The 23,754-nt window shown below is 69.0% G+C and carries 19 protein-coding genes; 7 read left to right on the top strand and 12 right to left on the bottom strand.

Features of this window, described 5'->3' with window-relative positions; genetic code table 11:
- Positions 1-61 precede the first annotated feature (61 nt).
- Positions 62-841 carry an ABC transporter ATP-binding protein gene (locus EV643_RS24555; RefSeq protein ID WP_133802478.1) on the top strand — a complete coding sequence of 260 codons (780 nt, stop codon included), beginning with the start codon at positions 62-64 and terminating at the stop codon, positions 839-841.
- 3 nt (positions 842-844) lie between these two features.
- Positions 845-3,304, top strand: a complete 2,460-nt coding sequence (locus EV643_RS24550; RefSeq protein ID WP_133802477.1) for an ABC transporter permease — start codon at positions 845-847, stop codon at positions 3,302-3,304.
- Positions 3,305-3,327: 23 nt separating this feature from the next.
- Here the strand turns inward: EV643_RS24550 and EV643_RS24545 are convergent, their stop codons facing one another.
- Positions 3,328-3,675, bottom strand: a complete 348-nt coding sequence (locus tag EV643_RS24545) for a VOC family protein (protein WP_133802577.1) — start codon at positions 3,673-3,675, stop codon at positions 3,328-3,330.
- A complete protein-coding gene (locus EV643_RS24540; RefSeq protein ID WP_133802476.1) occupies positions 3,675-4,571 on the bottom strand; it encodes a methyltransferase domain-containing protein in 897 nt (298 codons plus the stop codon). Before EV643_RS24540 ends, EV643_RS24545 begins: the two co-directional genes overlap by 1 nt.
- A 121-nt stretch (positions 4,572-4,692) precedes the next feature.
- Between EV643_RS24540 and EV643_RS24535 the strand changes: the two genes are divergently transcribed.
- A complete protein-coding gene (locus EV643_RS24535) occupies positions 4,693-5,190 on the top strand; it encodes a MarR family winged helix-turn-helix transcriptional regulator (RefSeq protein ID WP_133802475.1) in 498 nt (165 codons plus the stop codon).
- A 456-nt stretch (positions 5,191-5,646) separates the two neighbouring features.
- Here EV643_RS24535 and EV643_RS24530 read toward each other — a convergent pair whose 3' ends face one another.
- From EV643_RS24530 to EV643_RS24520, 4 genes are read right to left on the bottom strand one after another with little or no spacing between them, the layout of a single operon-like run.
- Positions 5,647-7,524, bottom strand: a complete 1,878-nt coding sequence (locus EV643_RS24530) for an ABC-F family ATP-binding cassette domain-containing protein (protein ID WP_133802474.1) — start codon at positions 7,522-7,524, stop codon at positions 5,647-5,649.
- Between the two features lie 36 nt (positions 7,525-7,560).
- The gene (locus EV643_RS45850; protein WP_238165768.1) at positions 7,561-7,884 is read right to left on the bottom strand and encodes a type 2 periplasmic-binding domain-containing protein; all 324 of its coding nucleotides are present in this window, start codon (positions 7,882-7,884) and stop codon (positions 7,561-7,563) included.
- A complete protein-coding gene (locus EV643_RS45845; RefSeq protein WP_238165767.1) occupies positions 7,881-8,255 on the bottom strand; it encodes a transporter substrate-binding domain-containing protein in 375 nt (124 codons plus the stop codon). The genes EV643_RS45850 and EV643_RS45845 overlap by 4 nt, the downstream gene beginning before the upstream one ends.
- Before the next feature lie 15 nt (positions 8,256-8,270).
- Complete coding sequence (locus EV643_RS24520; RefSeq protein WP_370452351.1) at positions 8,271-10,277, bottom strand: GTP-binding protein; 2,007 nt, start codon at positions 10,275-10,277, stop codon at positions 8,271-8,273.
- Positions 10,278-10,550: 273 nt separating this feature from the next.
- Between EV643_RS24520 and EV643_RS24515 the strand changes: the two genes are divergently transcribed.
- The 3 genes from EV643_RS24515 to EV643_RS24505 all read left to right on the top strand — a co-directional run bounded on the left by EV643_RS24515 (position 10,551) and on the right by EV643_RS24505 (position 15,648).
- A complete protein-coding gene (locus tag EV643_RS24515) occupies positions 10,551-11,873 on the top strand; it encodes a hypothetical protein (RefSeq protein ID WP_133802473.1) in 1,323 nt (440 codons plus the stop codon).
- Between the two features lie 160 nt (positions 11,874-12,033).
- On the top strand, positions 12,034-15,147 hold the full coding sequence (locus EV643_RS24510; protein WP_166665560.1) for an AfsR/SARP family transcriptional regulator: 3,114 nt from the start codon (positions 12,034-12,036) through the stop codon (positions 15,145-15,147).
- Between the two features lie 96 nt (positions 15,148-15,243).
- The gene (locus EV643_RS24505) at positions 15,244-15,648 is read left to right on the top strand and encodes a (R)-mandelonitrile lyase (protein WP_133802471.1); all 405 of its coding nucleotides are present in this window, start codon (positions 15,244-15,246) and stop codon (positions 15,646-15,648) included.
- Positions 15,649-15,717: 69 nt separating this feature from the next.
- On the opposite strand, the gene EV643_RS24500 is transcribed toward EV643_RS24505, so the two are convergent.
- Positions 15,718-16,542, bottom strand: coding sequence for an NAD(P)H-binding protein (locus EV643_RS24500; RefSeq protein ID WP_133802470.1), 825 nt, complete (start codon positions 16,540-16,542; stop codon positions 15,718-15,720).
- A gap of 237 nt (positions 16,543-16,779) precedes the next feature.
- Here EV643_RS24500 and EV643_RS24495 point away from each other — a divergent pair, with 237 nt between their 5' ends.
- Positions 16,780-18,681, top strand: coding sequence for a DUF222 domain-containing protein (locus EV643_RS24495; RefSeq protein WP_133802469.1), 1,902 nt, complete (start codon positions 16,780-16,782; stop codon positions 18,679-18,681).
- A gap of 379 nt (positions 18,682-19,060) precedes the next feature.
- Here the strand turns inward: EV643_RS24495 and EV643_RS24490 are convergent, their stop codons facing one another.
- From EV643_RS24490 to EV643_RS24470, 5 genes are all read right to left on the bottom strand, one after another.
- The gene (locus EV643_RS24490) at positions 19,061-19,996 is read right to left on the bottom strand and encodes a 4-(cytidine 5'-diphospho)-2-C-methyl-D-erythritol kinase (RefSeq protein ID WP_133802468.1); all 936 of its coding nucleotides are present in this window, start codon (positions 19,994-19,996) and stop codon (positions 19,061-19,063) included.
- A gap of 3 nt (positions 19,997-19,999) precedes the next feature.
- A complete protein-coding gene (gene rsmA / locus EV643_RS24485) occupies positions 20,000-20,872 on the bottom strand; it encodes a 16S rRNA (adenine(1518)-N(6)/adenine(1519)-N(6))-dimethyltransferase RsmA (RefSeq protein WP_133802467.1) in 873 nt (290 codons plus the stop codon).
- A 13-nt stretch (positions 20,873-20,885) separates the two neighbouring features.
- Entirely contained in the window at positions 20,886-21,998 is a 1,113-nt protein-coding gene (locus EV643_RS45835) for a resuscitation-promoting factor (protein ID WP_133802466.1), read from the bottom strand.
- A gap of 217 nt (positions 21,999-22,215) precedes the next feature.
- Positions 22,216-22,809, bottom strand: a complete 594-nt coding sequence (locus EV643_RS24475) for a nitroreductase family protein (RefSeq protein ID WP_133802465.1) — start codon at positions 22,807-22,809, stop codon at positions 22,216-22,218.
- The gene (locus EV643_RS24470; protein WP_133802464.1) at positions 22,809-23,723 is read right to left on the bottom strand and encodes a TatD family hydrolase; all 915 of its coding nucleotides are present in this window, start codon (positions 23,721-23,723) and stop codon (positions 22,809-22,811) included. The genes EV643_RS24475 and EV643_RS24470 overlap by 1 nt, the downstream gene beginning before the upstream one ends.
- Positions 23,724-23,754: the final 31 nt, after the last annotated feature.

Raw genomic sequence — 23,754 nt, 5'->3', positions numbered from 1 at the left:
CTGAATAGCTTCTTGGAGGGTGGTGGGACAGCCCCACCACCGAGGGACTTCAAGGAGACCGATGAGCATCCAGACCGGTGAGCTTCCGCTCGGGCGGTTGACCCAGGACGGCTTGCCCAGGACGGCGATCCGGGCGCACGAGCTGCGCAAGGTGTACGGGCAGGGCGACACCGCGGTGGCGGCGCTGGACGGCGTCTCGGTGGACTTCGGGGTCGGCCGGTTCACCGCGATCATGGGGCCGTCCGGGTCGGGCAAGTCGACACTGATGCACTGCCTGGCCGGGCTGGACACTCCGACCGACGGTCAGGTGCTGCTCGGCGAGACCGGGCTGACCCGGTTGCCGGACGCGGACCTGACCAGGATCCGCCGGGACCGGATCGGGTTCGTCTTCCAGTCCTTCAACCTGCTGCCGATGCTCACGGCGAAGGACAACATCCTGCTCCCGCTGGAGCTCGGTGGCCGCAAGCCCGATCAGCAGTGGATGTCCACCCTGGTCGATGTCCTCGGCCTCGGCGACCGGCTGACCCACCGCCCGTCCGAGCTGTCCGGCGGTCAGCAGCAGCGGGTCGCCGTCGCTCGTGCCCTGGTAGGGCGCCCCGAGGTGGTGTTCGCCGACGAGCCGACGGGCAACCTGGACTCCCGGTCCGGGGCCGAGGTGCTCGGCTTCCTCCGTCGCTCGGTCCGAGAGTTCGGCCAGACGGTGGTGATGGTCACCCACGACCCGCTCGCGGCGGCGTACGCGGACCGCGTCGTGATGCTTGCCGATGGCAAGCTTGCCGGCGAGCTGCTGGAGCCGACCCCGGAGACCGTGCTCGACGCTCTGCGGCAGCTGGGGGCCTGAACCGTGCGACGTTCCATCCTCTCCTCGCTGCGGGCCCACCTCGGCCGCCTGATCGCCGCTTGCCTGGCGATCGTGCTCGGGGTCGGCTTCGGCGCCCTGGCGATGACCGCGCACGCCTCCGCGTCCCACGGTGTCAACGAGACGATCGGCAAGGCCAACGCCGGCGTCGACGCGGCGGTCACAGCCGACCGGGAGTCCATCCTGCCCAAACAGGTCGACGCGATCCGCAAGCTCCCGCAGGCGGATTCGGTCGTGGTCGACACCAGCGCGTACATGCAGGTCGCCTGGGCCGGCAAGGTCCGGCCGGACTACCTCGGCATCGCGGCCCGCTACGACACGTCCCGGATCGCCGGCCCCAAGGCGATCCAGGGTCGGCTGCCCGACAGCACCCTGGAGCTCGCCCTGCCGGCCAAGCTGGCCGAGAAGTACCAGGTCGGTCTCGGCACCAAGCTCACGATCAGCTCGTACGACGACAAGCGGTGGACGGTGACCGTCGTCGGCCTGCTTGACGACAGCACCACGGTCGGCCCGTCGAACGCGGTGGCGACGGCGCAGACGGTCAAGGTGTTCGAGCCCAACGGCTACATCAACTCCGTCAAGGTGGCCGCCAAGCCCGGCGTCAGCCAGGACGCCCTGGCCGCCGCGATCACGCCGGTGATCGGTAGCGGCCTGACGGTCTACACCGGCGAAGGCTGGATCCAGCACGAGGTGCAAGGCTTCACCAACGGCATCGACGTCATCGGCGGGGTGTTCGGCATGTTCGCCCTGATCTCCCTGTTCGTCGCCTGCCTGGTGATCGCGAACACCTTCACCATCGTGATCGCGCAGCGCACCCGCGAGATGGCCCTGCTGCGCTGTGTCGGCGCCTCCCGCCGCCAGGTGTTCTCCTCGGTCATCGCCGAGGCCAGCATCGTCGGCCTGGTCGCCTCCACGATCGGTGTGGTGTTCGGCATCGCGTTGTCCGCGCTCGGCCTGGCCCTGGCGCGTGAGTTCGACTGGGGCATTCCGCCGGTGCAGCTGCACCTCGACCTGGCCTCGATCTTCCTGCCGCTCCTGCTCGGCACGATCGCGACGATCCTCGCGGCCGTCGTGCCGGCCCGCCGGGCGACGCGGGTGGCTCCGCTGGCCGCGCTGCGGCCGGAGGCGGCGCCGGTGGCCGCGTCCAAGGCAGGGGTGGTCCGGCTGGTGTTCGGCTTCCTGCTGCTGGCCGGTGGCGGATCGTTGCTGGCGGTATGTGCGAGCACGAACGAGGTGCTGGTCGGTGTCGGCGGCGGGGTGATCTCGTTCCTCGGCGTGCTGGCGATCGGTTCGTTGCTGGTGCCCGCGCTCGTCCGGCTGCTGGGCGCACTACCGGCGCGGAGTGGCGGCGTGCCCGCGCGGATCGCCGTCGGCAACGCGGTCCGGAACCCGAAGCGGACCGCGGCGACCACGTCGGCCCTGCTGATCGGCGTCACCTTGATCAGCCTGACCTGTGTCGGGATCGCCTCGGTGCGCAAGACGTTCGACGCGACGATGGACGAGGCGTATCCGGTCGACCTGATGGTGAAGGCCTACCAGGAGAAGATGCCGGCCAGTGCCGAGCAGCAGTTGCGCGACATCAAGGGGATCACGGAGGTCGTCCCGGTCCGGACCGTCGAGGTGAAGGCGGGCGAGCAACAGTTGACCGTCACCGGGATCGATCAGACGAAGGCGCCCGCGGTCGTGCACAACCCGGACCTGGTTGGTCAGCTCAAGCCAGGTGTCGCGCTGCTCGATCGCGCCACGATGACCACGCTCGACCTCAAGGACGGAGCGGACGTCACTCTCGTCGCCGGGCAGAGCAAGCTCACCTTGAAGGCCTACCGAGGGAACGGTCTGGAGTCGTTCACGGTCACCCAGACCGATCTGCGCAGGCTGTCGCCGAACGCCGGGATCTCTGGATTCTGGCTGACCACGGACCCGAAGGCGGACGGACCGGAGGTGATCGACGCGGTCGAGCAGTCCATCCCTTCCGTCAAGGACATGTCGGTCGAGGGCGGCCTCGCGGAACGCAGCGCGTACACGAAGGTCTTCGATGTGCTTCTCGCGGTCGCGGTCGGTCTGCTCGGCGTCTCGGTGCTGATCGCGCTGGTCGGCGTCGGCAACACGCTCAGCCTGTCGGTGCTGGAGCGGACCCGCGAAAACGCCCTGCTCCGGGCGATGGGCCTGACCAGACGCCAGCTGCGCGGCATGCTCGCGATCGAATCGTTGCTGATGGCACTCGTCGCGGCCGGCCTGGGGATCGCGCTCGGCCTGATCTACGGCTGGACCGGGACGGCTGCCCTGATGGGCGCGCAGACCAGCGGCGCCGTCGAGTACGCCGTGCCCGGCCGGTTGCTCATCACGATCGCGGTGGTTGCCGCGGTGGCCGGCCTGCTGGCCTCGGTCCTACCGGCCCGCCGTGCCGCCAAGGTCGCACCCGCCGGTGCCCTGGCAACCGAGTAGGCCGGCGCCAGTGCCGCAGGGCACTACACGATTTCGATGCGGTTTCCGTGGCCGTCGGCGGTGTGGAAGCGCCGGCGGCCCGGGATCGTGTCGTTGTCCCAGATGATCGGGTAGCCGAGTCCCTCGAGCTTGGCCGCCAGCGCGTCCAGGTCGTCGACCTTGAACGCCGGATGCGCCTTCTTCGCTGGTTGGAACACGGGTTCGACGCCGATGTGGATCTCCGCCTCGCCGGCCCGGAACCAGCACCCGCCCCGAGCCTGGAGCAGCGGCGGCTTCTCCACCTCGGTCATCCCGAGCGCGTCCCGGTAGAACGCCCGCGCGACCTCCTCTCCACCGGCCGGACAGGACACCTGCACGTGGTCGAGCTTCATCACGCCTGTCCCTCCTGAGCAACAGGCCTCTTCTGAGCAACGGCGAAGATCCGCCTGAACGGCAGCACCGTGCCGAACTCGCGCTGCGGGTACGCCTCCGCAAGCCGAGCCCCGTACTCCGCCTCGAACCGCTCCCGCAACCCGTCCGGCAACGACTGCAGGACGGGCCGCGCACCGGTTCCCTTGACCCACTCCAGTACCGCGTTGTCGCCGGACAGCACGTGGAAGTACGTCGTCTCCCACGCGTCGACCGTGCACCCTTCGGCGCTGAGCGCGGCGATGTACTCCGCCGGACCGGGCACCTCCGGGCGCAACGACCTGTCCGCGGCGTACTCGGCGTACGGATCGGTGGCGGCGAGCTCGCGGAGGATCGCGTGCGAGGGCGCGTCACCGTTGCCGGGGATCTGGATCGCCAGCCAGCCGCCGGGTTTGAGGGCCCTGACGAAACCGGGCAGCAAGTCCAATTGCTCAGGAATCCACTGCAAGGTCGCGTTCGTCACGATGATGTCGATCGACTCCGGCTCCGCGGACCAGTCCCGCAGATCCCCCAACTCAAACCTCAACCGCCCACGCCCGCCGGACACCCCACCCGGCATCCCACCGCTCACCCCGCCGGGCGCCTCGCCACGCGCGTCGTCGGGCGCCTCGGCGGGTAGGTCGGCGGTTAGTTTCTGGGCGGCTGCGAGCATCTGGGGTGAGCTGTCGACGCCGCGGATCGTTGCCGACGGCCAGCGGTCCAGCAAGGTAAGAGTCAGGTTTCCTGGGCCACAGCCGAGATCGACGACGGTCGTCGCATCCTCCGCCTTGATCCGGCCGATGAGGTCGGCGAACGCGCGGCCTCGCTCGTCGGCGTACGTGCCGTACTGCTCTGGGCTCCAGACCGGTGATGTGCGCATCCGGCACCTCCATGCTCGGTTCGATTCTGGGGTTCGCTTCGAGGTTTGTCTTGACGTCGAGATACTTTACGCCTGCGAGTTGTCTTGATGTCAAGAGTCTTGATGGAATACGCTCGGGACCATGAGAGACGAGGTCGACCGGCTGATCGAGGCCTGGCGCCGGGAGCGGCCGGATCTCGACGTCGCGCCGATGGAAGTGCTGTCCCGGGTCACCCGGCTGGCCCGGCACCTGGACCGGGCCCGGCGGCAGGCGTTCGAGACGCACGGCCTGGAGTCGTGGGAATTCGACGTACTGGCCGCGCTCCGCCGGGCCGGCATGCCATACCGACTGTCCCCCGGCCGGCTGCTCAAGGAGACGTTGGTGACGTCCGGGACGATGACGAACCGGGTGGATCGGCTGGCCGCTCGTGGTCTGGTCGAGCGGCTGCCCGATCCGGCCGACCGGCGCGGCGTGCTGGTCCAGTTGACCGACGCAGGCCGCGACGCGGTCGACGCCGCGATGGCGGATCTGCTCGCCCACGAACGGAACCTGCTCGGCGCGATCAGCGAACGCGACCAGGCTAGGATCGCCGGCCTGCTGCGCGAACTCGTCGGCCCGTTCGACCAGGAAAAGCACTGACGACTTTTCCACAGGATGGTTTTCCACAGGATCGGAAGTCATCCACCGAAATGCAATTGGAATAAACAGAAAAGACGCCCCGTCACTTAATACCCTGGACGATCGTTGCTAGTTGCAACGAGATCGTGAGACTGCTGTAGCGGACGACTATCGACACCCGGTGAGCGACCGGACTAAGGTCCTCACTGTCGGTACCTGATCGACTACATATCGTCCAATTCTTGGTGACTTCGGCGGCAAGAGGTGGTCCGCCGAACCGGCCGACGGTGTCCGGGGCTCGGGGCCCGGACAACGCCGGCCGACCAGGGCCCGCTCACCCGTAAAGCCGCGGCGCACCCTCCCACATCACAGGGGATCGGAGGGTGCGCCGCGACTCGTTAGGCGTGTATACACAATTGCAATGACGGCTATTCAACCCGTAATGAGGCACCGCCCAGAGCGGGGTGCCGGCCGCGATTATTCGGCGCGTTCGGCTGCTTCCAGCCAGGCGGTTTCCAGCTCCTCGCGTTCTTCGGTGAGCTTGCGGAGTTCCGTGTCGAGCTCGGCCAGCCGTTCGTAGTCGGCGGCGTGCGCGGCCAGCTGGTCGTGCAGTTTCGCCTCCAGCTGGCCGAGTTTGCTCAACTGCCGCTCGATCCGGTTGAGCTCTTTCTTCGCCGCCCGTGCCGCGGTGGCATCAACCGGCCGCGAGTCGGCGCCCTCACCGACCGGGGCGGCCTGGGCATCGGAGCCTGCCCTGGCCTCCACGGTCGACCTGGCGCCGGCGTTCGGCTTGGCGTTGCCGGCGTTCGCGGTCGGCTTGGCGGTCGTGGGGCGGCGGGGCGGCGTACCGGCTTCTAGTTCGTCGAGGTATTGCTCGACTCCGCGCGGGAGGTGCCGGATGCGGCCGTCGCCCATCACCGCGTAGACCATGTCGCTGACCCGCTCGAGGAAGTACCGGTCGTGAGTGACGACCACGACGACGCCCGGCCAGCTGTCGAGGAAGTCCTCCAGCACGGTCAGCGTCTCGACGTCCAGGTCGTTGGTCGGCTCGTCCAGGATCAGCACGTTCGGCTCGTCCAGCAAGATGCGCAGCAACTGCAGCCGCCGCCGCTCGCCACCGGACAGATCGCTGATCCGGGTGGTCAGCTTGTCACCGGTGAACCCGAACCGCTCCAGCAGCTGCGACGAGGTCAGCTCGCCGCCGCGCCCGGCCAGAGCCGCGGTACGGCGGATCGCGGTGATGTGCGCGAGTACGGTCACCGAGTCGTCGATCTCCTCCAGCGTCTGCGAGAGGTTGGCGATCCGGACCGTCTTGCCCTGCTTGACCAAACCGTGGTCCGGTGGGAGCTGACCGGTGAGCACCTTGAGGAACGTGGTCTTGCCGGCGCCGTTCGGGCCGAGCAGGCCGATCCGGTCGGCCGGGCCGAGACGGAAGGTGACGCGGTCCAGCATCACCCGGTCACCGAACACCAGGCTGACGTCCTCGGCGTCGAACACGTCCTTGCCCAGCCGCGAGGTGGCCAGCTGCGACAGCGCGAGCTTGTCCCGTGGAGCCGGCTCGTCCTCGATCAGCTGGTTCGCCGCGTCCACCCGGAACTTCGACTTGGTCGTCCGCGCCGGCGCACCACGACGCAACCAGGCCAGCTCCTTGCGCAGCAGGTTCTGCCGCTTCGTCTCGGTCACCTGTTCGGTCCGGGATCGCTCGGCCTTGGCGAGCACGTACGCCGCATAGCCGCCGTCGTACGACGTGACCCGGCCGCCCTGGACCTCCCAGGTGTCGGTGCACACGGCGTCCAGGAACCACCGGTCGTGAGTTACCACGATCAGCGCACCGGCCCGGTCCACCACGTGCGCGGCGAGCCAGTTGACCGCCTCGATGTCCAGGTGGTTCGTCGGCTCATCGAGGATCAGCAGATCGACATCGGTGAGGAGCAACCTGGCCAGCGACGCGCGTCGCCGTTCGCCACCGCTCAACGTCCCGACCAGTGCCTGGTGATCGACGCCGCCGAGCAGGTGCTCCATCACCGAGCGGGCGCGCGGATCGGCTGCCCATGTGTAGGTCTCGACGTCGCCGAGGACCGCGTGCAGCACGGTCAGCTCGGGGTCGAGGTCGTCGCTCTGGCCGAGGTATCCCAGGCGGACGTCCCGGTTATGGGTTATCCGGCCGTCGTCCGGTTCCTCCCGGCGGGCCAGCAGCTGCAACAGCGTCGACTTGCCGTCGCCGTTGCGCCCGACCACGCCGACGCGGTCGCCCCGGCCGACGCCGAGACTCACTTTGTCGAGCAGAACGCGGGTCCCGAAGCCCTTCGAAACAGCTTCCAGGTTGACCAGATTAGGTGCAGAAGTACCAGCCATGACCGAGCCAGCGTACGTGATCGGTCAGGGGACTGATCAGACGTCTCGCCCGGAGCGCTGGAGGCAGTCCGCGACGAAGCCGTTCGCCTTGAGTTCCTCGATCAGGTCGGTGAGGAACTGGACGGTCTCGGGGGTTCGGGTCTTAGTGGTGCCGAGGGCCTGGCGGATCTCCATGAAGCGGTCCTCGATCACGCGGAGGTCCGGGTTCGCGGCGACGTAGGCGGTCAGCGGCTGACGGATGCCGGCCGCGACCTCCAGCCCGTCGGCGCGGAAGATGTCGACGCCCTCGTCACCCCGTACCACGGTCGCGTGCTCCAGGGTCCGGGTGAGGAACAGGTCGTACGCCGATCCGCGCTTCACCCGATCCGGACACCCTCGCGATCCACATCGGCCACCGTGGCGAGCTCGGAGTCTGTCGGCACGGCGTACACGCCCTCGATCACGACGTACGGCGCGGTGAACGCGACCTGGGCCTCACGAGCCGGCTCGATCGCCAGGAAGCAGATGTCCGCCTGGCCGGACGTCATCGCCTCGAACGACTTGCGCGCCGCGTCGAAGCAGAGGAACTCGACCGGCAGGTCCAGCCGGGCCGCGACCTCGCGCGCGATGTCGACCGTCACCCCGGCCGGCGCGTCCGGGGTGCCCTGGGCCAGCACCGGATTGCCCAGGTTGATCGATACCCGCAGCACGCCTTCCGGCGCCAGGTCCTTGGCGATCGCGTCAGTCGTCATGGCCGCGAGCGTAGATCACGCCTGGTTGAGGTGCAGGACGTACTCCTTCTGGTTCAGCGGATTCCCGTCCGTCCGCGCCCGGTACGGCGGCGTACCGGTCACCGGGAGGTACGCCTCGAACGTGGTCAGCAGAACGCCTTCGCCATGGGTCAGACCGGGGAGCTGGATCTCGAAGCCGTTGATCCGGCCGGCCGGGATCAGCCCCGTCAGGCGGGCGTGTTCGGGCAGCACCTCGCTGTGCTCGACCGTCGCGGCGGACTCGGCGAGCTTGCCGATCACCGTCGCGACCGAGTCCGGCGGCAGGTCGAGTTCGAAGCGATGGACGGGCTCGTGGACCGTCGTACCGGCTTCCTGCAGCGCTTCCATCAGGACGAGCGGGACGAGTCGGCGGAAGTCGGCCGCGACCGTCACCGGCGCGCTGTACCCGGTGTGGGTGAGGTCGAGCCGCAGGTCGGTCACCTCCCAGCCGTACAGGCCCTGGAGCAAGGTCTGCCGTGCCGTTTCCTCGATCGCGGTGTGGAAGGCGCGGGGCAGTCCGCCGAGCTCGACCTCGAGCCGGTAGTCGATCCCGGCGCCGACCGGGGCCGGTGAGATCCGGAAGCCGACGTCGGCGGCCCAGAGGTTGCGGGGGTCGCCGATCTCCCGGTACGCCGAGCCGACGGCGTTCGGGCGTTCGACATGGATCGGCTGGGTCTCGCTGAAGGTCACGGCCAGGCCGTACTCCGACTCCAGCAGCGAGGCGATCACTTCCTTCTGCACCTCGCCGTACAGGCTGACCGAGATCTCGTCGTCCTTGCGGACCCGGATCAGGGGATCTTGTTCGGCCAGCTGCTGGAGAGCCTGGTAGAGCTTCACCCGGTCGGCCGAGCGCACGACCGTCTCCAGGCTCGGTGGCGCGAACAACTGGCCGCCGCGCTCCCCCGGCCGGCCGAGCTGGTCGCCGATCCGGATCTCCTTCACCCCGCGGAGCGCGACGATCCGGCCCGCTTCGACCTGATCCACCGGCCGAGTCCCACCCCGTTCGAAGATCCGGATCCCAGTTGGCTTCGCCCGGTACGACGGGTCGCCGTGCGGGCCGCCGTACGACGGGCCGCTGCGGTACACGTCGATCGTTTGGCGGGAGTGGAGTAGTCCGGCGAAGACCCGGGCGGATGCGATCTTCTCCCCGGCCGGGCCGCGTTCCACCTTGAACACCGAAGCCTGCAACGGTTCATCGGCCGAATCACTTGCTCGCGGCAACAACGTTCGGATGCCCTCGATCAGGTCCGGTACACCGACACCGGTCATCGCCGAGCCGAAGTACACCGGCCGGACCAGCGACTCGGCCACCTGACGGGCCAACTCCGCCGCATAGTCGCCAGGCCTGAGATCGTCGTCCAGATAGCGAGCCAGGAACGTGTCGTTGCGCTCAGCAAGGACCTCGGCAATCCGCTTGTCCTGCGCGGCGAACGGTACATAACGAGCGTTACGTACACCCAGGTCTTCGACGGATCCGAGCGGAATCACCGCCGGGGTGAGCAGGCGGCGGATGTCGGCCAGCAGGTCGTCGTACCGGGCGCCCATCCGGTCGATCTTGTTCACGAACAGCAGCGTCGGGATGCGCAGCCGGGTCAGCGTCCGCATCAGCAGCCGGGTCTGCACCTGGACGCCCTCGACCGCGGAGATCACCAGCACGGCGCCATCCAGCACGGACAGCGCGCGCTCGACCTCGGCGATGAAGTCCGAGTGCCCGGGCGTGTCGATCAGGTTGACCGTGAGGCCGCGCTGATCAGGTGCGGCGAGGCTGGGTCGTACAGGCGCGGCGAGGTTGGGCTGGTCGGGGGCGGGCAGTTCGAAGGAGACGACTGCCGAGCGGATGGTGATGCCGCGGCGGCGTTCGAGGTCCATCGAGTCGGTCTGCGTGCTGCCGTCGTCCACCCTGCCGACGCGATCGATCACGCCGGCCGCGTACAGCAGCCGCTCGGTCAGGCTGGTCTTGCCGGCGTCAACATGCGCCAGGATCCCCATCGTCAGTGTGCTCAAAGGTCCTCATGGGTGCGTCGATCCGATCAGTGGACTCGGGGTGGATCGACGCACGGCGCATTCGGATCTCCAATGGCTCCCAGGGGACAAACGTTTGTTGATCGTAACGCCGTCCCAGGCAATCCGCAGGTTGTTTTCGGCGACGTCGGTTCAGCCCTTTCCCAAGCCTCGTCAAGCCACGTAACCTGCCGCCCACGGCTGCCCAGCTCTTGGTCGAAACCTTCACGGAGCAAGGGATTCCGGGCCGCCACCAGGGGAGGACAAGGAGCTTTCATGTCATTGACCGACGACTACCTCGCCGCCGCCGCGGATCGAGGGCCACAAGCCAGCGCGATCCTGTCGGCAGCCGCACCCAGGCTGGATGCGACGGGCTACATGGGCCGCTGCCTCAGCCGGCCCGCGTTCCTGGAGGCGAACGCCTACCGGCAGCTCGCCGCCGACCTCGATCTGCTGCACTCGGCGCTGACCCGGCTGCCCGAGCGCGTCTTCGGCGGCGACCTGGCCGAGTTCGCCCGCACGGTCGGGATGGCCGAGAGCCAGGTGCAGGCGATCTGCCGCGGCCGGGGCCCGGCGCCGAGCCGGATGGGCCGCGCCGACATGTACCGCGACGAGAACGGATTCCACCTGCTGGAGCTCAACCTCGGCAGCACCGTCGGCGGGGTGGACAACCCGGTGCTGAACGCGGCGATGCTCGAGCATCCGTTCATCGCCGATTTCGTGGCGGCGAACGAGCTGACCTACGCGGAGACGATGGAAGAGGTCGTCCGGACCATCCTGACCGAGGCGAAGGTGCCGACCGGAGTCCGGCCGGTAATGGCGATCGCCGACTTCCCGGACAGCTATCCCGAGCTGGAACGTCAACTGCACAAGAGCGCCGCGATGCTCGCGCCACTCGGGATCGACGCGTTGGCCTGCCCGGTGGACGCGCTGGAGTACCGCGACGACCGGATCTGGCTGGGCGATCAAGCGATCGATGTGGTGTTCCGGCTGTTCATGATCGAGGACGTGCTCAAACCGGGTGCGGTGGAACTGCTCGAACCCGTGCTGCAGGCGTCCGAGCGTGGCCACGTCTCGATCTTCACGCCGCTCGACGCGGAGCTCTACGGAAGCAAGGGAGCCCTCGCACTGTTGTCGGACGAGGCCTACCGGGACCGCTACCCGGCCGACGAGCTCGCTGCCCTGGACCGGATCCTGCCCTGGACGCGGATGGTGCGCAGCGGTCCGGTCACGGTCGACGGGCAGCAGGTGGATCTGCGCGAGCGCGCCCTTGCCAACCGCGAGGAGTTGGTGCTCAAACCGACCGCGTTGCACGGCGGCGACGGCGTACTGCTCGGCTGGCAGACCGATTCGGACACCTGGGCGGACCGGCTGGATGAGGCCATGGACAACCCGTGGGTGTTGCAGCGCCGGATCCGGCCGGTGCCCGAGGTCTTCCTGACCGATGACGGCAGTGAGCAGTGGTTGCTCACCTGGGGCGCGTTCCTGGTCTCCGGCGGGCTGGGCGGGCTCTGGGTCCGTGGTTCGCAGGAGCTCGACGGTGGAGTGGTCAACATGGCGACCGGCGCCACCGCGACCTGTTGCTTCTATCAGCGCTGAGTTCTCTACTGATCGACCGGCGGGCCGTCCGAGGGGCGGCCCGCTGCTTGCCCCCGGCCCTGAAAGGTCTCAATGCGTGGCCCGCGCCACGATTCGACCAGGATCTAAGGGTTTCACCTAAGATGGTCTATCGGATCAGTGCTGATTGAAGGGCCACTCTTTGACGGGCTTGTTGCGTTTCTCGCTGCTGCGGCAGGTCGGGATCGAGCGTGACGGCGAGCCGATCGTGCTGGCTCGCAAGCCCCGGGCGCTGCTCGCCGTGCTGTTGCTGCGGGCGGGCCGGCCGGTCGCGGTCAGCCAGCTCGCGGAGCGGATCTGGGGCGAGGACCTGCCCGTCGACGCCCGCGGTGCCCTGCAGACGTACGTCAACCGGCTGCGTGCGGCGCTCGGCGAGGACGGCGGCCTGATCCAGAACCAGGCCGGCGGATACCTGATCCACCTCGGCGCCGGCCGGCTCGACCTGGCCGACTTCGAGGAGCTGGTCGCGAAGGCCGACAAGGTCGCCGAACAGGATCCGCAGGCCGAGTCCGAGTTGTTGCAGCAGGCGCTGGCGTTGTGGGGCGACAACCCGCTTGGCGACACCGGTTCCGAGGCGCTGGAGCGGCTGGAGTTGCCGGCCCTGGTCGAGCGGCGACTCAGCATCGTCGAGCGACGGATCGACGCCGGGCTGCGGCTCGGGCTGGACGCCCAGCTCGTCCCCGAACTGCGCGCGCTCACCGCCGACCACCCGCTGCGGGAACGCCTCTGGGCCCAGCTGATGCTCGCGCTCTACCGTGGCGGCCGGCAGGCGGCGGCGCTCTCGGCGTACGACGCCGCGCGGCGGATCATGGTCGACGAGCTCGGGATCGAACCAGGCAAGGAACTCCGCGATCTGCAGCAGGCGATCCTGACCGGCTCGGAGTCGCTGACCGCGCCGGCCACTCCCGAACCGCAGCCGAGCTGGCCGGTCCATCGCCAGCTCCCACTCGAGGTCGCGGACTTCACCGGCCGCGCGGAACTCGTCAGCCGGATCGAGAAGCTGCTGACCGACCCGGCGACCGGCGTACCGATCGTCGCGTTGTCCGGACCGCCCGGGGTCGGGAAGTCGGCGCTGGCGATCCGGGTCGGGCATCGGTTGGGGTCGGCTTTCCCGGACGGGCAGTGGTACGTCGGGTTGGCGGGCGCCGGCGATCACCCGCGCGACGCGTACGCCGTACTGGCTGAGCTGCTGGCGAACACCGGTGTGATGACGTCGGCGATTCCGGAAGGTCAGGATGCGCGGGCCGCGTTGCTGCGGTCGCGGCTGGCCGATCGGCAGGTGTTGATCGTGCTCGACGACGCCGGTCAGGCGGCGCAGGTCCGGCCGTTGCTGCCGGGGACCGCGGGGTGCGCGGTGCTGATCACGAGCCGGAATTCACTGGCCGGGCTGATCGCGTTGGAGGGTGGGCAGAGCGTCCTCCTGGATGAGTTGGCGGCTGATGATTCGGCTGCTCTGGTGGCGAGGTTGCTGGGGTCGCGGTTGCTCGATCGGGGTGAGGCGGAGGAGCTTGCGCGGTTGTGCGGGCATCTGCCGTTGGCGTTGCGGATCGCGGCGTCGAACCTGGCCGCGCGGCCGGGAACCGATCCGTCGAGGTATCTGGCCGAGCTGCGGTCGGGTAATCGGTTGACGAAGTTGTCGGTCGCTGGTGATCCGCAGGCCGCGGTGCGGAATGCGTTCGAGCAGTCGTACCAGAGTCTCGGCCCTGATGCTTCGCGGTTGTTCAGGTTGCTTGGGGTCGTACCTGGCCCGGACTTCACCGCGTCGGCTGCCGCTGCGTTCATGGATGTCCCTGTGGACGAGGCCGAGGCGGTGCTGGAATTGCTTGCCGCGGCCAACTTGGTGCAGCAGCATCGGCCGGGGCGGTACCAGTTCCACGATCTGCTCCGGCTTTACGCGCAGGAGCGTAGTACTGGCGATCCGGGCCGGGAGGCCGCACTTGATCGGCTGATGCGCGACTATCTGCAGCGGACCACCGCGGCCGTCCAGGTCGTCGGGCGGCGCAAGTTGCGGCTGCCCTCGCCTTCCTACGTCACCGTCGACGAGCTACCCGGTCCGGATGAAGCGATATCTTGGCTGGCGGCCGAGCGGCCGAACCTGGTGACCGCGGTGACGGCGCGCGCCGGCGTACCGGAGTACACCTGGCTGCTGGCCGATCTGCTGCGGGTGCTGTTCGAGCTGAAGGGGCTGGTCGCCGACTGGGAGGCCGCGGTCGCCGCCGGGCTCGAGGCTGCGCAGGAGGCGGACGACGCGCAGGCGATCGGGGCGATGCACCGGTCACGTGGCGGGCTGCTGTCCAGCCTCGGCCGGATGGAGGACAGCCTGCCGGATCTGCTCGCGGCCGCCGACTGGAGCCATCGGGCCGGGGACGCGAGCGGCGAGGTCAGCGCGCTCAACGCGGTCGGCATCTCGACGTCGTTCCTCGGCCGGGTCCGCGAGTCGTACGACTACTTCCAGCGCGCCCGCGACGCCGCCTGGGCCGGCTCGAACCGCAACCAGATGGCCATGACCAGCGGCAACCTGGCCGCCATCCTGCACCAACTGGGCCGGCCTCGCGAGGCGATGGCCGCGACGCTGGAGGCCAAGGCGTTGCACGACGAGCTCGGGATGGGTCCTGGTCTGAGTTCGACGCTGCACACCATGGCCAACATCCACCACACTCTCGGCGACCTGGACGAGGCCTTCGCGGTGATCAGCACCGAACTCGATGCCGTCGAACGGCTGGGCCGACCGCGCGACCTGGCCCAGTCGCTGGAGACGCTCGCGGGGATCCGCTGCAGCCGGGGCGAGTACGCCGAGGCCGAGTCGGCCGCCCTCCGTGGCTTGAAGATCGTCCTGGACGTGCAGGACCAGCTGACCGAGGCCCACCTCCGCTGCACCATCGGTGACGCGCTCACCGGCCTGGACCGCTACGCCGAAGCCGCCGACAGCTATCACGCCGCCCTCGCGCTCGCCCGGTCGACGAAGGCGATCGAGGTCGAAGTCCGCGCCAACATCGGGCTGTCCGCATTGGAGCTCAGCCTCGACAACCCCGTCGAGGCCTGCCGGCTCGCGGAGCAGGCCGTTGCCTTCTTCAACCATCTCGAAATGCCGATGCTGCACGGCTCCGCGCTCACCCAGCTGGCCGCCGTCCACGTGGCCGCCGGCGACCCGGCCGCGGCCCGCCCGTACGCCGTACAAGCCGTTGCCCTGCACACCGAATCCGAAGCACCACTGCTGTTGGCCAAGTCGCAGGAGATCCTGGATCGGATCGGCTGACGTGTCCTGCTGAGAGGGGTAACGGCAGGGTCTCCCAGGTCTGGTGCGGCGTTCTTACGGTTGTGGATGTACCAGCTGCCTCCTGTTAGGAAAGCAATGGAGATCCTGCCCAAACGGCCGTCTGCCAAGGGGCCGGCCGAGTGGTTCACCGGCGACGTGTACTTCGACGTCATCACGCGAGGCGAGGAACCGTCCCGCATCCGCGTCAACGTCGTCCGCTTCACCCCATGCGCCCGCACCGGCTGGCACCGGCATGCCGTCGGTCAGACCCTGCACGTGACCGAGGGCGTCGGCCGCATCCAGGCCCGCGGAGGCGACGTGTTGGAGATCCGGCCCGGGGACACCATCTACACACCGCCCGGCGAATGGCACTGGCACGGCGCCGCCCCAGACCATTTCATGACCCACATCGCCATGTGGGAAGTGCCGGCGCCCGACTCCGGCGTACCGGAGACCGAGTGGGGCGACCTGGTTACGGACGCGGAGTACAACAAGCTCTGATCAGCTTTGGTGTTGTGCGCGTCGGCGGCGCGGCGCGGCGCGTCGGTGGTCGGCGCGTCGGCTCGGTGGTCAGCTGAAGAGGGCGGCGTTCTCGTGGGCCCACTGCTGCAGGGTCCTCGGGGCGTGTCCGGTGACGGTCCCGACGGTGTCGTTGACGGTGGTCTCGTCGATGACACCGTCGCCGTAGAAGCTCTCCATCGCGCTCGCGTACTTCGCCGGCATCGCGGCGTACAACTCGTCATGGGTCTCAGCCCGGCTCAGCCCCTGCGCGCGCAACGGCCGCCCGATCGCCTCGCCGACGATCTCCACCTGCTCGCCCGGAGTCAGCGCGACCGGCCCGGTCAGCCGGTACGCGGTACCTCCGTGATCCCCCGTGAACGCCTTCACCGCGACGTCGGCGATGTCGCGCGGGTGGATCGTACTGATCGCTATGTCCGGCCACTGCACGCGGATCACGTCGCCCGCGCGGATTTGATCGAGCCAGCGAAGGGTGTTCGTCATGAACGCGTTCGGCCGCAGGAAGGTCCACTCCAGCCCAGACGCCTTCACCGCATCCTCAGCGGCTTGGTGGTACTCCGCGACCGCGTTCGCCGTATCGGTACCAACCACGGAGCTGCTCGACAACAGCACGACCTTCCGCACGCCGGCCTCGACCGCGTTCGCCAGCAGCTCCTCGACCCGCTCGTACCCACTCAGCAAGAAGATCCCGGACACGCCATCGAGTGCCTCTTTGAATGTCTCCGGCCGATTCAGGTCGCCATGCACCGCCTCGATCCCGCCCGGCAGCGGGATGTCCTTCCGCACCAACGCCCGCCCGGGTACCCCAGCCTCCGTCAACGCCTCCACAACCGCGCCGCCGGCGTTCCCACTGGCGCCTGTGACCAGAACCGTCATCACCACCCCTTTCAACAGCTCCGAGCTTGTCAGACCACGAGCTCACCTCGAAAGCCTGTGGACAGTGGCAGGAGCTTGCCATTCCATGCACCCCTTACCTCAGTGCCGTGCTCCCCGGCGGCCTCCTTGGCGCGCCGTCCTGTGGATAGTGGCAGGAACTTGCCAATCCCCAGATCCCTTATAGATAAGGCCTTCCGAGCTCAGAAACTGTCGGCGGCACCCTCTAGGCTCTTCGGTATGGACAGGTTGGATGAGCGGCCCGCGTGGTCGATGACCGGCAGCGACAAGCTGACGGCCCTCGACGAGTTGCAGGCCGACCTCACCCGCCTGTCCACCCGCCGCTTGGAGTTGCTGGCCGCGTTGGACACCGACGGCTACGCCACCGAACTCGGCGCCCGCGACACGGTCACCCTGATCGCGATCCGCCACCGCCTCGATCCGACCGAGGTCCGCCGAGACCTCAAACTCGCCCACGCCCTTCCCAAGTACACAGCGGTCTCCGCCGCCCTCCACACCGACCCCACACCACCCGACGCCGAAACCCCAGCGCCAGCAGAGGAAACCGCGGCCGACGTGACGGCGAACGCGACGAGCGGCGAGACGTCTGCGCATGCGGAGGCGACCGCCGACGCCGACCGGGACGGACAGACGGCGGCAACCGATGCGGGGGCGAACACAGCGGCGGGCGCGGACGCGGCGGAGCAGACCGAGCACGCGGACGCGGCGGAGCAGACCGAGCACGCGGACGGGGCGGAGCTGGATGGGGAGCCGGCGGCCGGTCCGCTGGTGCTGCACCCTGGGCAGGCGGCCGTGATCGTCGATGCGCTGGACAAGATCCCGTCGTCGGCGCGGGTCTCGGCCGAGTCCCTGCGGTTCGCCGAGGAACAGATGGTCAAGGCCGCCCAGGTCCTGCCGCCCGGCGAGCTGCGCAAGCTCGGCCGGGAGGTCCGCAACCGGCTCGACACCGACGGCCCCGAACCGGCCGAGAAACGCGCCGCCGCGAACGAACGGCTCTGGTTGAAGCGGACCGACGACGGCATCAAGTTCGGCGGGTTCCTGGCCGGTGACAACGCGGAGCTGCTGCAGACGATGGTGTTCGCCAACTCCAAGCCCCACAAGACCCCCGACGGGCAGCGGGACCCGCGCAGCCGCGGGAAACTCCAGGCCGACGGCCTCACCGACATCCTGCACACCGCCGCCGCCACCGGTGCCGCCCCGGCCCACGGCGGCATCAAACCCCACATCACCGTCACCATCTCGCTGGCCGACCTGCTCGCCGGCACCGGCACCGGCGACCTGGCCCACGGCGGCACCCTGTCCGCGGCCGCGATCCGCCGGCTGGCCTGCGACGCCGGCATCATCCCCCTCGTCCTCGGCGCCAACTCCGAGCCCCTCGATGTCGGCACCGAAGAACGCTTCGTCAACCGGGCCATGCGGCGTGCGTTGAACGCCCGAGACAAGGGCTGCGTGGTCTGTGGCGCTCCACCGGCGATGTGCGAGGCCCACCACCTCGTGCACTGGGCCAACGGCGGCCCGACCCGGGTCGACAACCTGGTCCTGCTCTGCAAGGCCCACCACATCGAAATCCATCACGGCCACTGGACCATCGAGATGGTCAACGGTCGCCCGGTGCTGTCCCGCCCCGACTGGGCCACCCCAACCCGCAGCCGAACTCCTGCCGCGCCCCCGGATCCCAGGACCACAAGCCCATCCGACGCGCCACCGGATCCCTGGAACACCAGCCCATCCGACGTGCCGCCCGGCAGCCCACCCGCCCCGGGGCCAGGCGGCGGCTCACCCGCGCCTGCACCCGAAACCCCACCAGGTGTCAGGCCAACCACAACCGAGCCCGGGCCAACCAAACCCGCGCCGGGGCCGATCGCGCCCACCACACCGGACACCAGCCCCATACCAGCTGCTGCCTGCCACACCGGGCCAGTTCCCTCTGGCGACGGGCCGATCGACGACGCCGCTCAACCAAAGCGCGGATACGCGGACCCACCCGGCCGGGCGACTCGCCCACTCGGCGGATTCGCTCACCCACTCGGCAACACCGCACGCCCATACCGCAACCCCGCTGCCGACGAGTTCCACCGCAACCTCACGGGCTATCCGGACCCCTGGGCTGACGGTCCTTAGAACCAGTCGCGGTTGATGAGCCAACAAGACGAATGGGCCGACGGACGCCGCTGCCTCGGCCTCGAGATCCTAGCCAAGAGCCCCCTCATGCTCGCAATCACCAGTACCCCACCCGAGGCGATCAACGCCTAACCAGGCAACGACGAATCACAAGAAGTCGTACACCACGCCACGGGACTTGCCCTGTCCGGCTGAATGGCCCGGGTGGCGGGGGGCGCCGGTGGAGGGTTGTTGGACCACTGCCGGGTCGTGGGACCGATGGCGGGTTGTAACGGGCTATCGGCGCAGGAGGCTGTAGTGAGTGGTGAGGCAGCCCGTCAGCGGACATAGCCTCGGCGGCGGGCCAAGGCAGCGAGCGGCGTGACGGAGTACTTAGGTACTAGCGGCTGATGGGGGCCGGGAGGATTCGGGCGCCGGGGACTGGGCCTTCGGCTTGGCGGACCATTCGGCAGAGGCTGGATTCGGCTAGTTCTACAGCTAGGTCTACGGCCTGGCGGCTGTCGGCGGCCAGAAACAGGCAGGTGGGGCCGGAGCCGGAAACCAGGGCGGCCAAAGCACCTTGGTCGAGGCCGAACTGGAGGGTGGCGGCGAGCTCGGGGCGCAACGACAACGCCGCCGCCTGGAGGTCGTTGTTGAGGGCAACGGCCAGGGCCGCGGGCTGGCCGGAGAGCAGGGCCGAGAGCAGAGCGGGGCTGACTTCCGGCGGTTCGACGCGGCGGAGGGGGCGGAGGCGGTCCAGTTCGGCGTAGACCGCGGGAGTGGACAGGCCGCCGTCGGCGATGGCGAAGACCCAGTGAAAGGTGCCGCGCGACATCACCTCGGTGACCTGTTCGCCGCGACCGCGGCCGAGGGCGGTGTGGCCGACCAGGCAGAAGGGGACGTCGCTGCCGAGTTCCGCGGCGACATGTTGCAGTTCCGACTGGGCCAGCTGCAGCCCCCAAAGCCGGTTGCACGCCACCAAGGTCGCTGCCGCGTCAGTCGAACCGCCGGCCATGCCGCCCGCGACCGGGATGGTCTTGCGGATGCTCAGGTCGACGCCCTCCTCGACGTCGTACTCCGTCTGCAGCAGCTTGGCCGCCCGGATCGCGAGGTTCGAGTCGTCGGTGGGTACGTCGACCGCGAAGTCGCCGACCACCTCGACGGTGATGTCGGTGTCGTCGCGGACGGTCGCGGTCACGTCGTCGTAGAGCGCGACGGCCTGGTAGACGGTCGCCAGCGGGTGGAACCCGTCCGAGCGCGGCGCGCCGACGGACAGACCCAGATTGATCTTGGCCGGCGACCGGACCGTGACCGATGCGAGTGGTGGCACCCGCACAGGCTAGTGCCTGGCTCCGGCCAATGCCGCGAACTCTTCGATGCCGAGCATCTCGCCGCGGAGGCCGGGGTCGATGCCGGCCTTGGCCAGTACCTCGTCGAGGACCGAACGGTCCGGGATCCAGCGGGCCAGGGCAGACCGGATCGTCTTGCGGCGCTGTGAGAACGCGGCGTCGATCACCGCGAACACCTCTTCGCGCGAGGCCGGCGTCGCGGGCGGTTCGCGGCGGGTGAAGGCGACCAGGCCGGAGTCCACGTTGGGGGCCGGCCAGAAAACGTTCCGCCCGATCGGGCCGGCCCGGCGTACCTCGGCGTACCAGGCGGCCTTCGCGGACGGTACGCCGTACGTCCGGGAGCCGGGTGGAGCCGCCAACCGGTCGGCCACCTCGGACTGGACCATCACCAGTCCGTGCCGCAACGTCGGTGACACCTCGAGCAGGTGCAACAGGACCGGCACGGCCACGTTGTACGGCAGGTTCGCGACGCATGCGGACGGCGTACCGATCTCGGCCGGCCCGACAACGAGAGCGTCGGCGAGCACGACCTCGAACGAAGCAGCCTGACCGGGCGCGTACGAGGCGATGGTCGAAGGAAGGGCAGCAGCCAGCACCGGATCGATCTCGACGGCGGTGACCCGATGCCCTTCGGCCAGCAGGGCAAGCGTCAGCGACCCCAACCCTGGGCCGACCTCGAGTACGTGTTCGGCGGGCGACAACCCGGCGGCGCGGACGATCCGGCGGACGGTGTTCGGGTCGATGACGAAGTTCTGGCCGCGCTGCTTGGTCGGACGGAGCCCGAGCGAAGCGGCCAGTGAACGCACTTCCGCCGGACCGAGAAGCCTCGGTCCGGCGGACGTGTTGGAATCAGCGCTGGTCACACAGGTCAGTGTGTCAGGCCCTCTGACCGCACACCGGCCAGGCGCCGTAGCCACCCCGGTCGGCTCTCACCTTCTCGGCGATGGCGATCTGCTGCGCCTTGCTGGCGAGGTGCGCGTTGCTCGCGTACGCGTCGCCGCCGTAGGCAACCCAGGTGCTGTGGTTGAACTGCAGGCCGCCGTAGTACCCGTTGCCCGTGTTGATCGACCAGTTGCCGCCGGACTCGCACTCGGCGATCCGGTCCCAGGCGCTGGTGTCACCGACAGGCGGATCCGCCTCGCCGGTCGGCGTCTCGGGCTCCTTGGTGCCGACGGTGACCTTCTCGTCCACCGGCTGCGTCAGGACCTTGCTGGTGAGCAGCTTGGTGCTGGTCAGCTTGCCGTCCACGTAGGTGAGCAGGTAGTCGGCGGTCTTCTTGCCCGCGGTGCCCTCGGCGGTGGTCTTGGTATCGCCCTTGGCCAGCGTCGCGGACTTGGTCTCCACCGTCTTGAACGCGATCGCCTCGGTCTTGGTCACCTTCTTGACGTCGACCTTGACCACGGTGATCCGGTTCACGCCCGGCTTCAGCGCGGTGGCCACCGCGGGGGTGATCCGGTCGTCCTTGTCGAAGCCGACCTTGGCACCGGTCAGCGCCTCGCCGACGGTCGTCGCCATGGACTTCACCGACACGACCTTGCCCTGCCGGACGAACTGGACGGTCTTCGGGGTGCGGACCACGAGCTCCAGCCCCTCACGCCCGATCGGGGCGCTCCGGCTGGTGGACAGGAACGCGCCGTCGTAGCGCAGCCCCAGGTCGGTCAGCGCCTCGTTCACGCTGTCTTCCGTGGTCCAGAAGGTCTTCTTGGTCCCGTCGGCGGTGACGACGAGCTGGCGGCCGTACTGCACCGCGATCTCCTGACCGTCCTGCAGCTTGGCGTCCAGAGCGGGGGCGACCACATCGCGGTCGCCGACCTGGATCTTCTCCGCCTTCAGGGCGTCAGCGACGGTGGAACCGAAGGTGTGCACCTTCTGCACCTTGCCGTCGATCGACACGGACACGGTCTTGCTCTTGCTCGCATAGGCCATACTGCCGCCCACGACGGCGATCGCGGCTGTCACGCCGACCGCCGCGATGATGGACTTACGCACACATGCTCCCAGGTAGGGCTACCCGGGCACGGGGGAGACAGCACGAAGGCGCACGCCGCGAACGCCGGGTTGCAGGCCCGGAAACCACGGTGCCCGCCGAGGGGCGTGCCGTCCGGAACCTTCCCCGATCCCGGCCAACGTCACGAGACAGTAACGAAGATGTGCCAAGAGTGCCAATCCTCTCGTCGGCGTGCCGCAAAAGGGTGTAACGGGCCGACTACCCGGTGTGCTGGCCCCACTGCCCCCGATGGACGACTTCCGAGGTCGGACGCCTGCCTCGGCGAAGAGACGGCGACCGCGGATCCGGTGCGCGATACCCGATCGGTATGGCGCCGATCGGCGCGAACTCGTCCGGTACGCCGAACTCGGCCTTGATCGCGTCGATCCGCGGCACCGGCAATCCGACGAAACAGGCGCCGAGTCCTTCGTCGACCACGGTCAACAACATCAGCAACGACGCCATCCCCGTGTCGATGAACCAGTACGGCGCGGTCCAGGCCGACCGGTTCTTGTCGGGTTCGCCGTACCGGTCCCGGTAGGCCTGCTCGTGCGCGAACGGCAGCACCAGCAACGGCGCCCGCCGCAACCGCCCGACCCAGTCCTCCCGCCCCGGCTGAGCCCCCGCGACCTCCCAGTACCGCTCCTTGTCAGCACCTTCGAGCACGAGGAACGCCCACCCCTGGCTGAACCCGGCCGACGGCGCGTGCAACGCGTTCGACAGGATCCGCTCACGCACATCACCCGGCACCGGCCGATCCGGATCGAAGTTCCGCACCATCCGCCGCCGCCGAACGACCTCGATGAACTCCACTACCAGGTGCCGCCGAAGGCCCGGTCCGCGTTGTTCGACAGGGCTTCGCAGAGCTCGGCGACCGAGATGTTCAGCACGCCGGCCATCTTCCGGACGGTGTGTGGGATCAGGTACGACGCGTTCGGCTGGCCGCGGTGCGGAGAGGGCGTCAGGTACGGCGCATCGGTCTCGACCAGCACCCGGTCCAGCGGAGTCACGGCCAGCGCGTCCCGCAACGACTGGGCGTTCTTGAACGTCACCACACCCGCGAAGCTCAGGTAGGCCCCACGATCCACGCACTTGCGGGCGAACTCGGTGTCGCCGGAGAAGCAGTGCATCACCACCCGGTCCGGCACCCCCTCGCGATCCAGGACCGCCAGGATGTCGTCGTGCGCGTCCCGGTCGTGGATCATCAACGTCTTGTCCAGCCGCTTCGCCAGCTCGATGTGGGCGGCGAACGACTTGTGCTGCGCGGCCCGGCCGTCCTCGCCGGTGCGGAAGTAGTCCAGCCCTGTCTCGCCGATCACCCGGACCTTCTCCGTCGACGTGGCGAGCCGCTCGATCTCGGCCAGCGCACTCTCCAGCTCACCGGTCGCCGCGAGCTTGGGCGCCTCGTTCGGGTGCAGGGCGACGCCCGCGATCAGGTTCGGGTGCTGCTCGGCGGCCTCCACCGCCCAGACCGCACCCGGCAGATCGCAACCGACCTGGACGATCCGGGTCACCCCGACCGACGCGGCCAGCTTGATCGCCTGCGCCGGGCTCAGCCACGCGCCGTCCTCGCCGTCGGCGATGTCCAGGTGGCAGTGCGCGTCGACCACACTCATCGGCAACGGGTCCGGCACGGCTGGACGGCTGCGGTCCCGGGACCGCCCGTCCTCACCGATGGCAGCACGTTCCCGGGTCGGGCGCTCGACCTCCACACCGTCGGTAGACATGCGCCCAAGCCTACTGACCGCAACCGACAGC

The sequence above is a fragment of the Kribbella caucasensis genome (assembly GCF_004361855.1).
In the GTDB taxonomy this organism is placed as follows: domain Bacteria; phylum Actinomycetota; class Actinomycetes; order Propionibacteriales; family Kribbellaceae; genus Kribbella; species Kribbella caucasensis.
The sequence above is the reverse complement of the archived record's forward strand: the minus strand, read 5'-3'. Positions and strand labels throughout refer to the sequence as shown.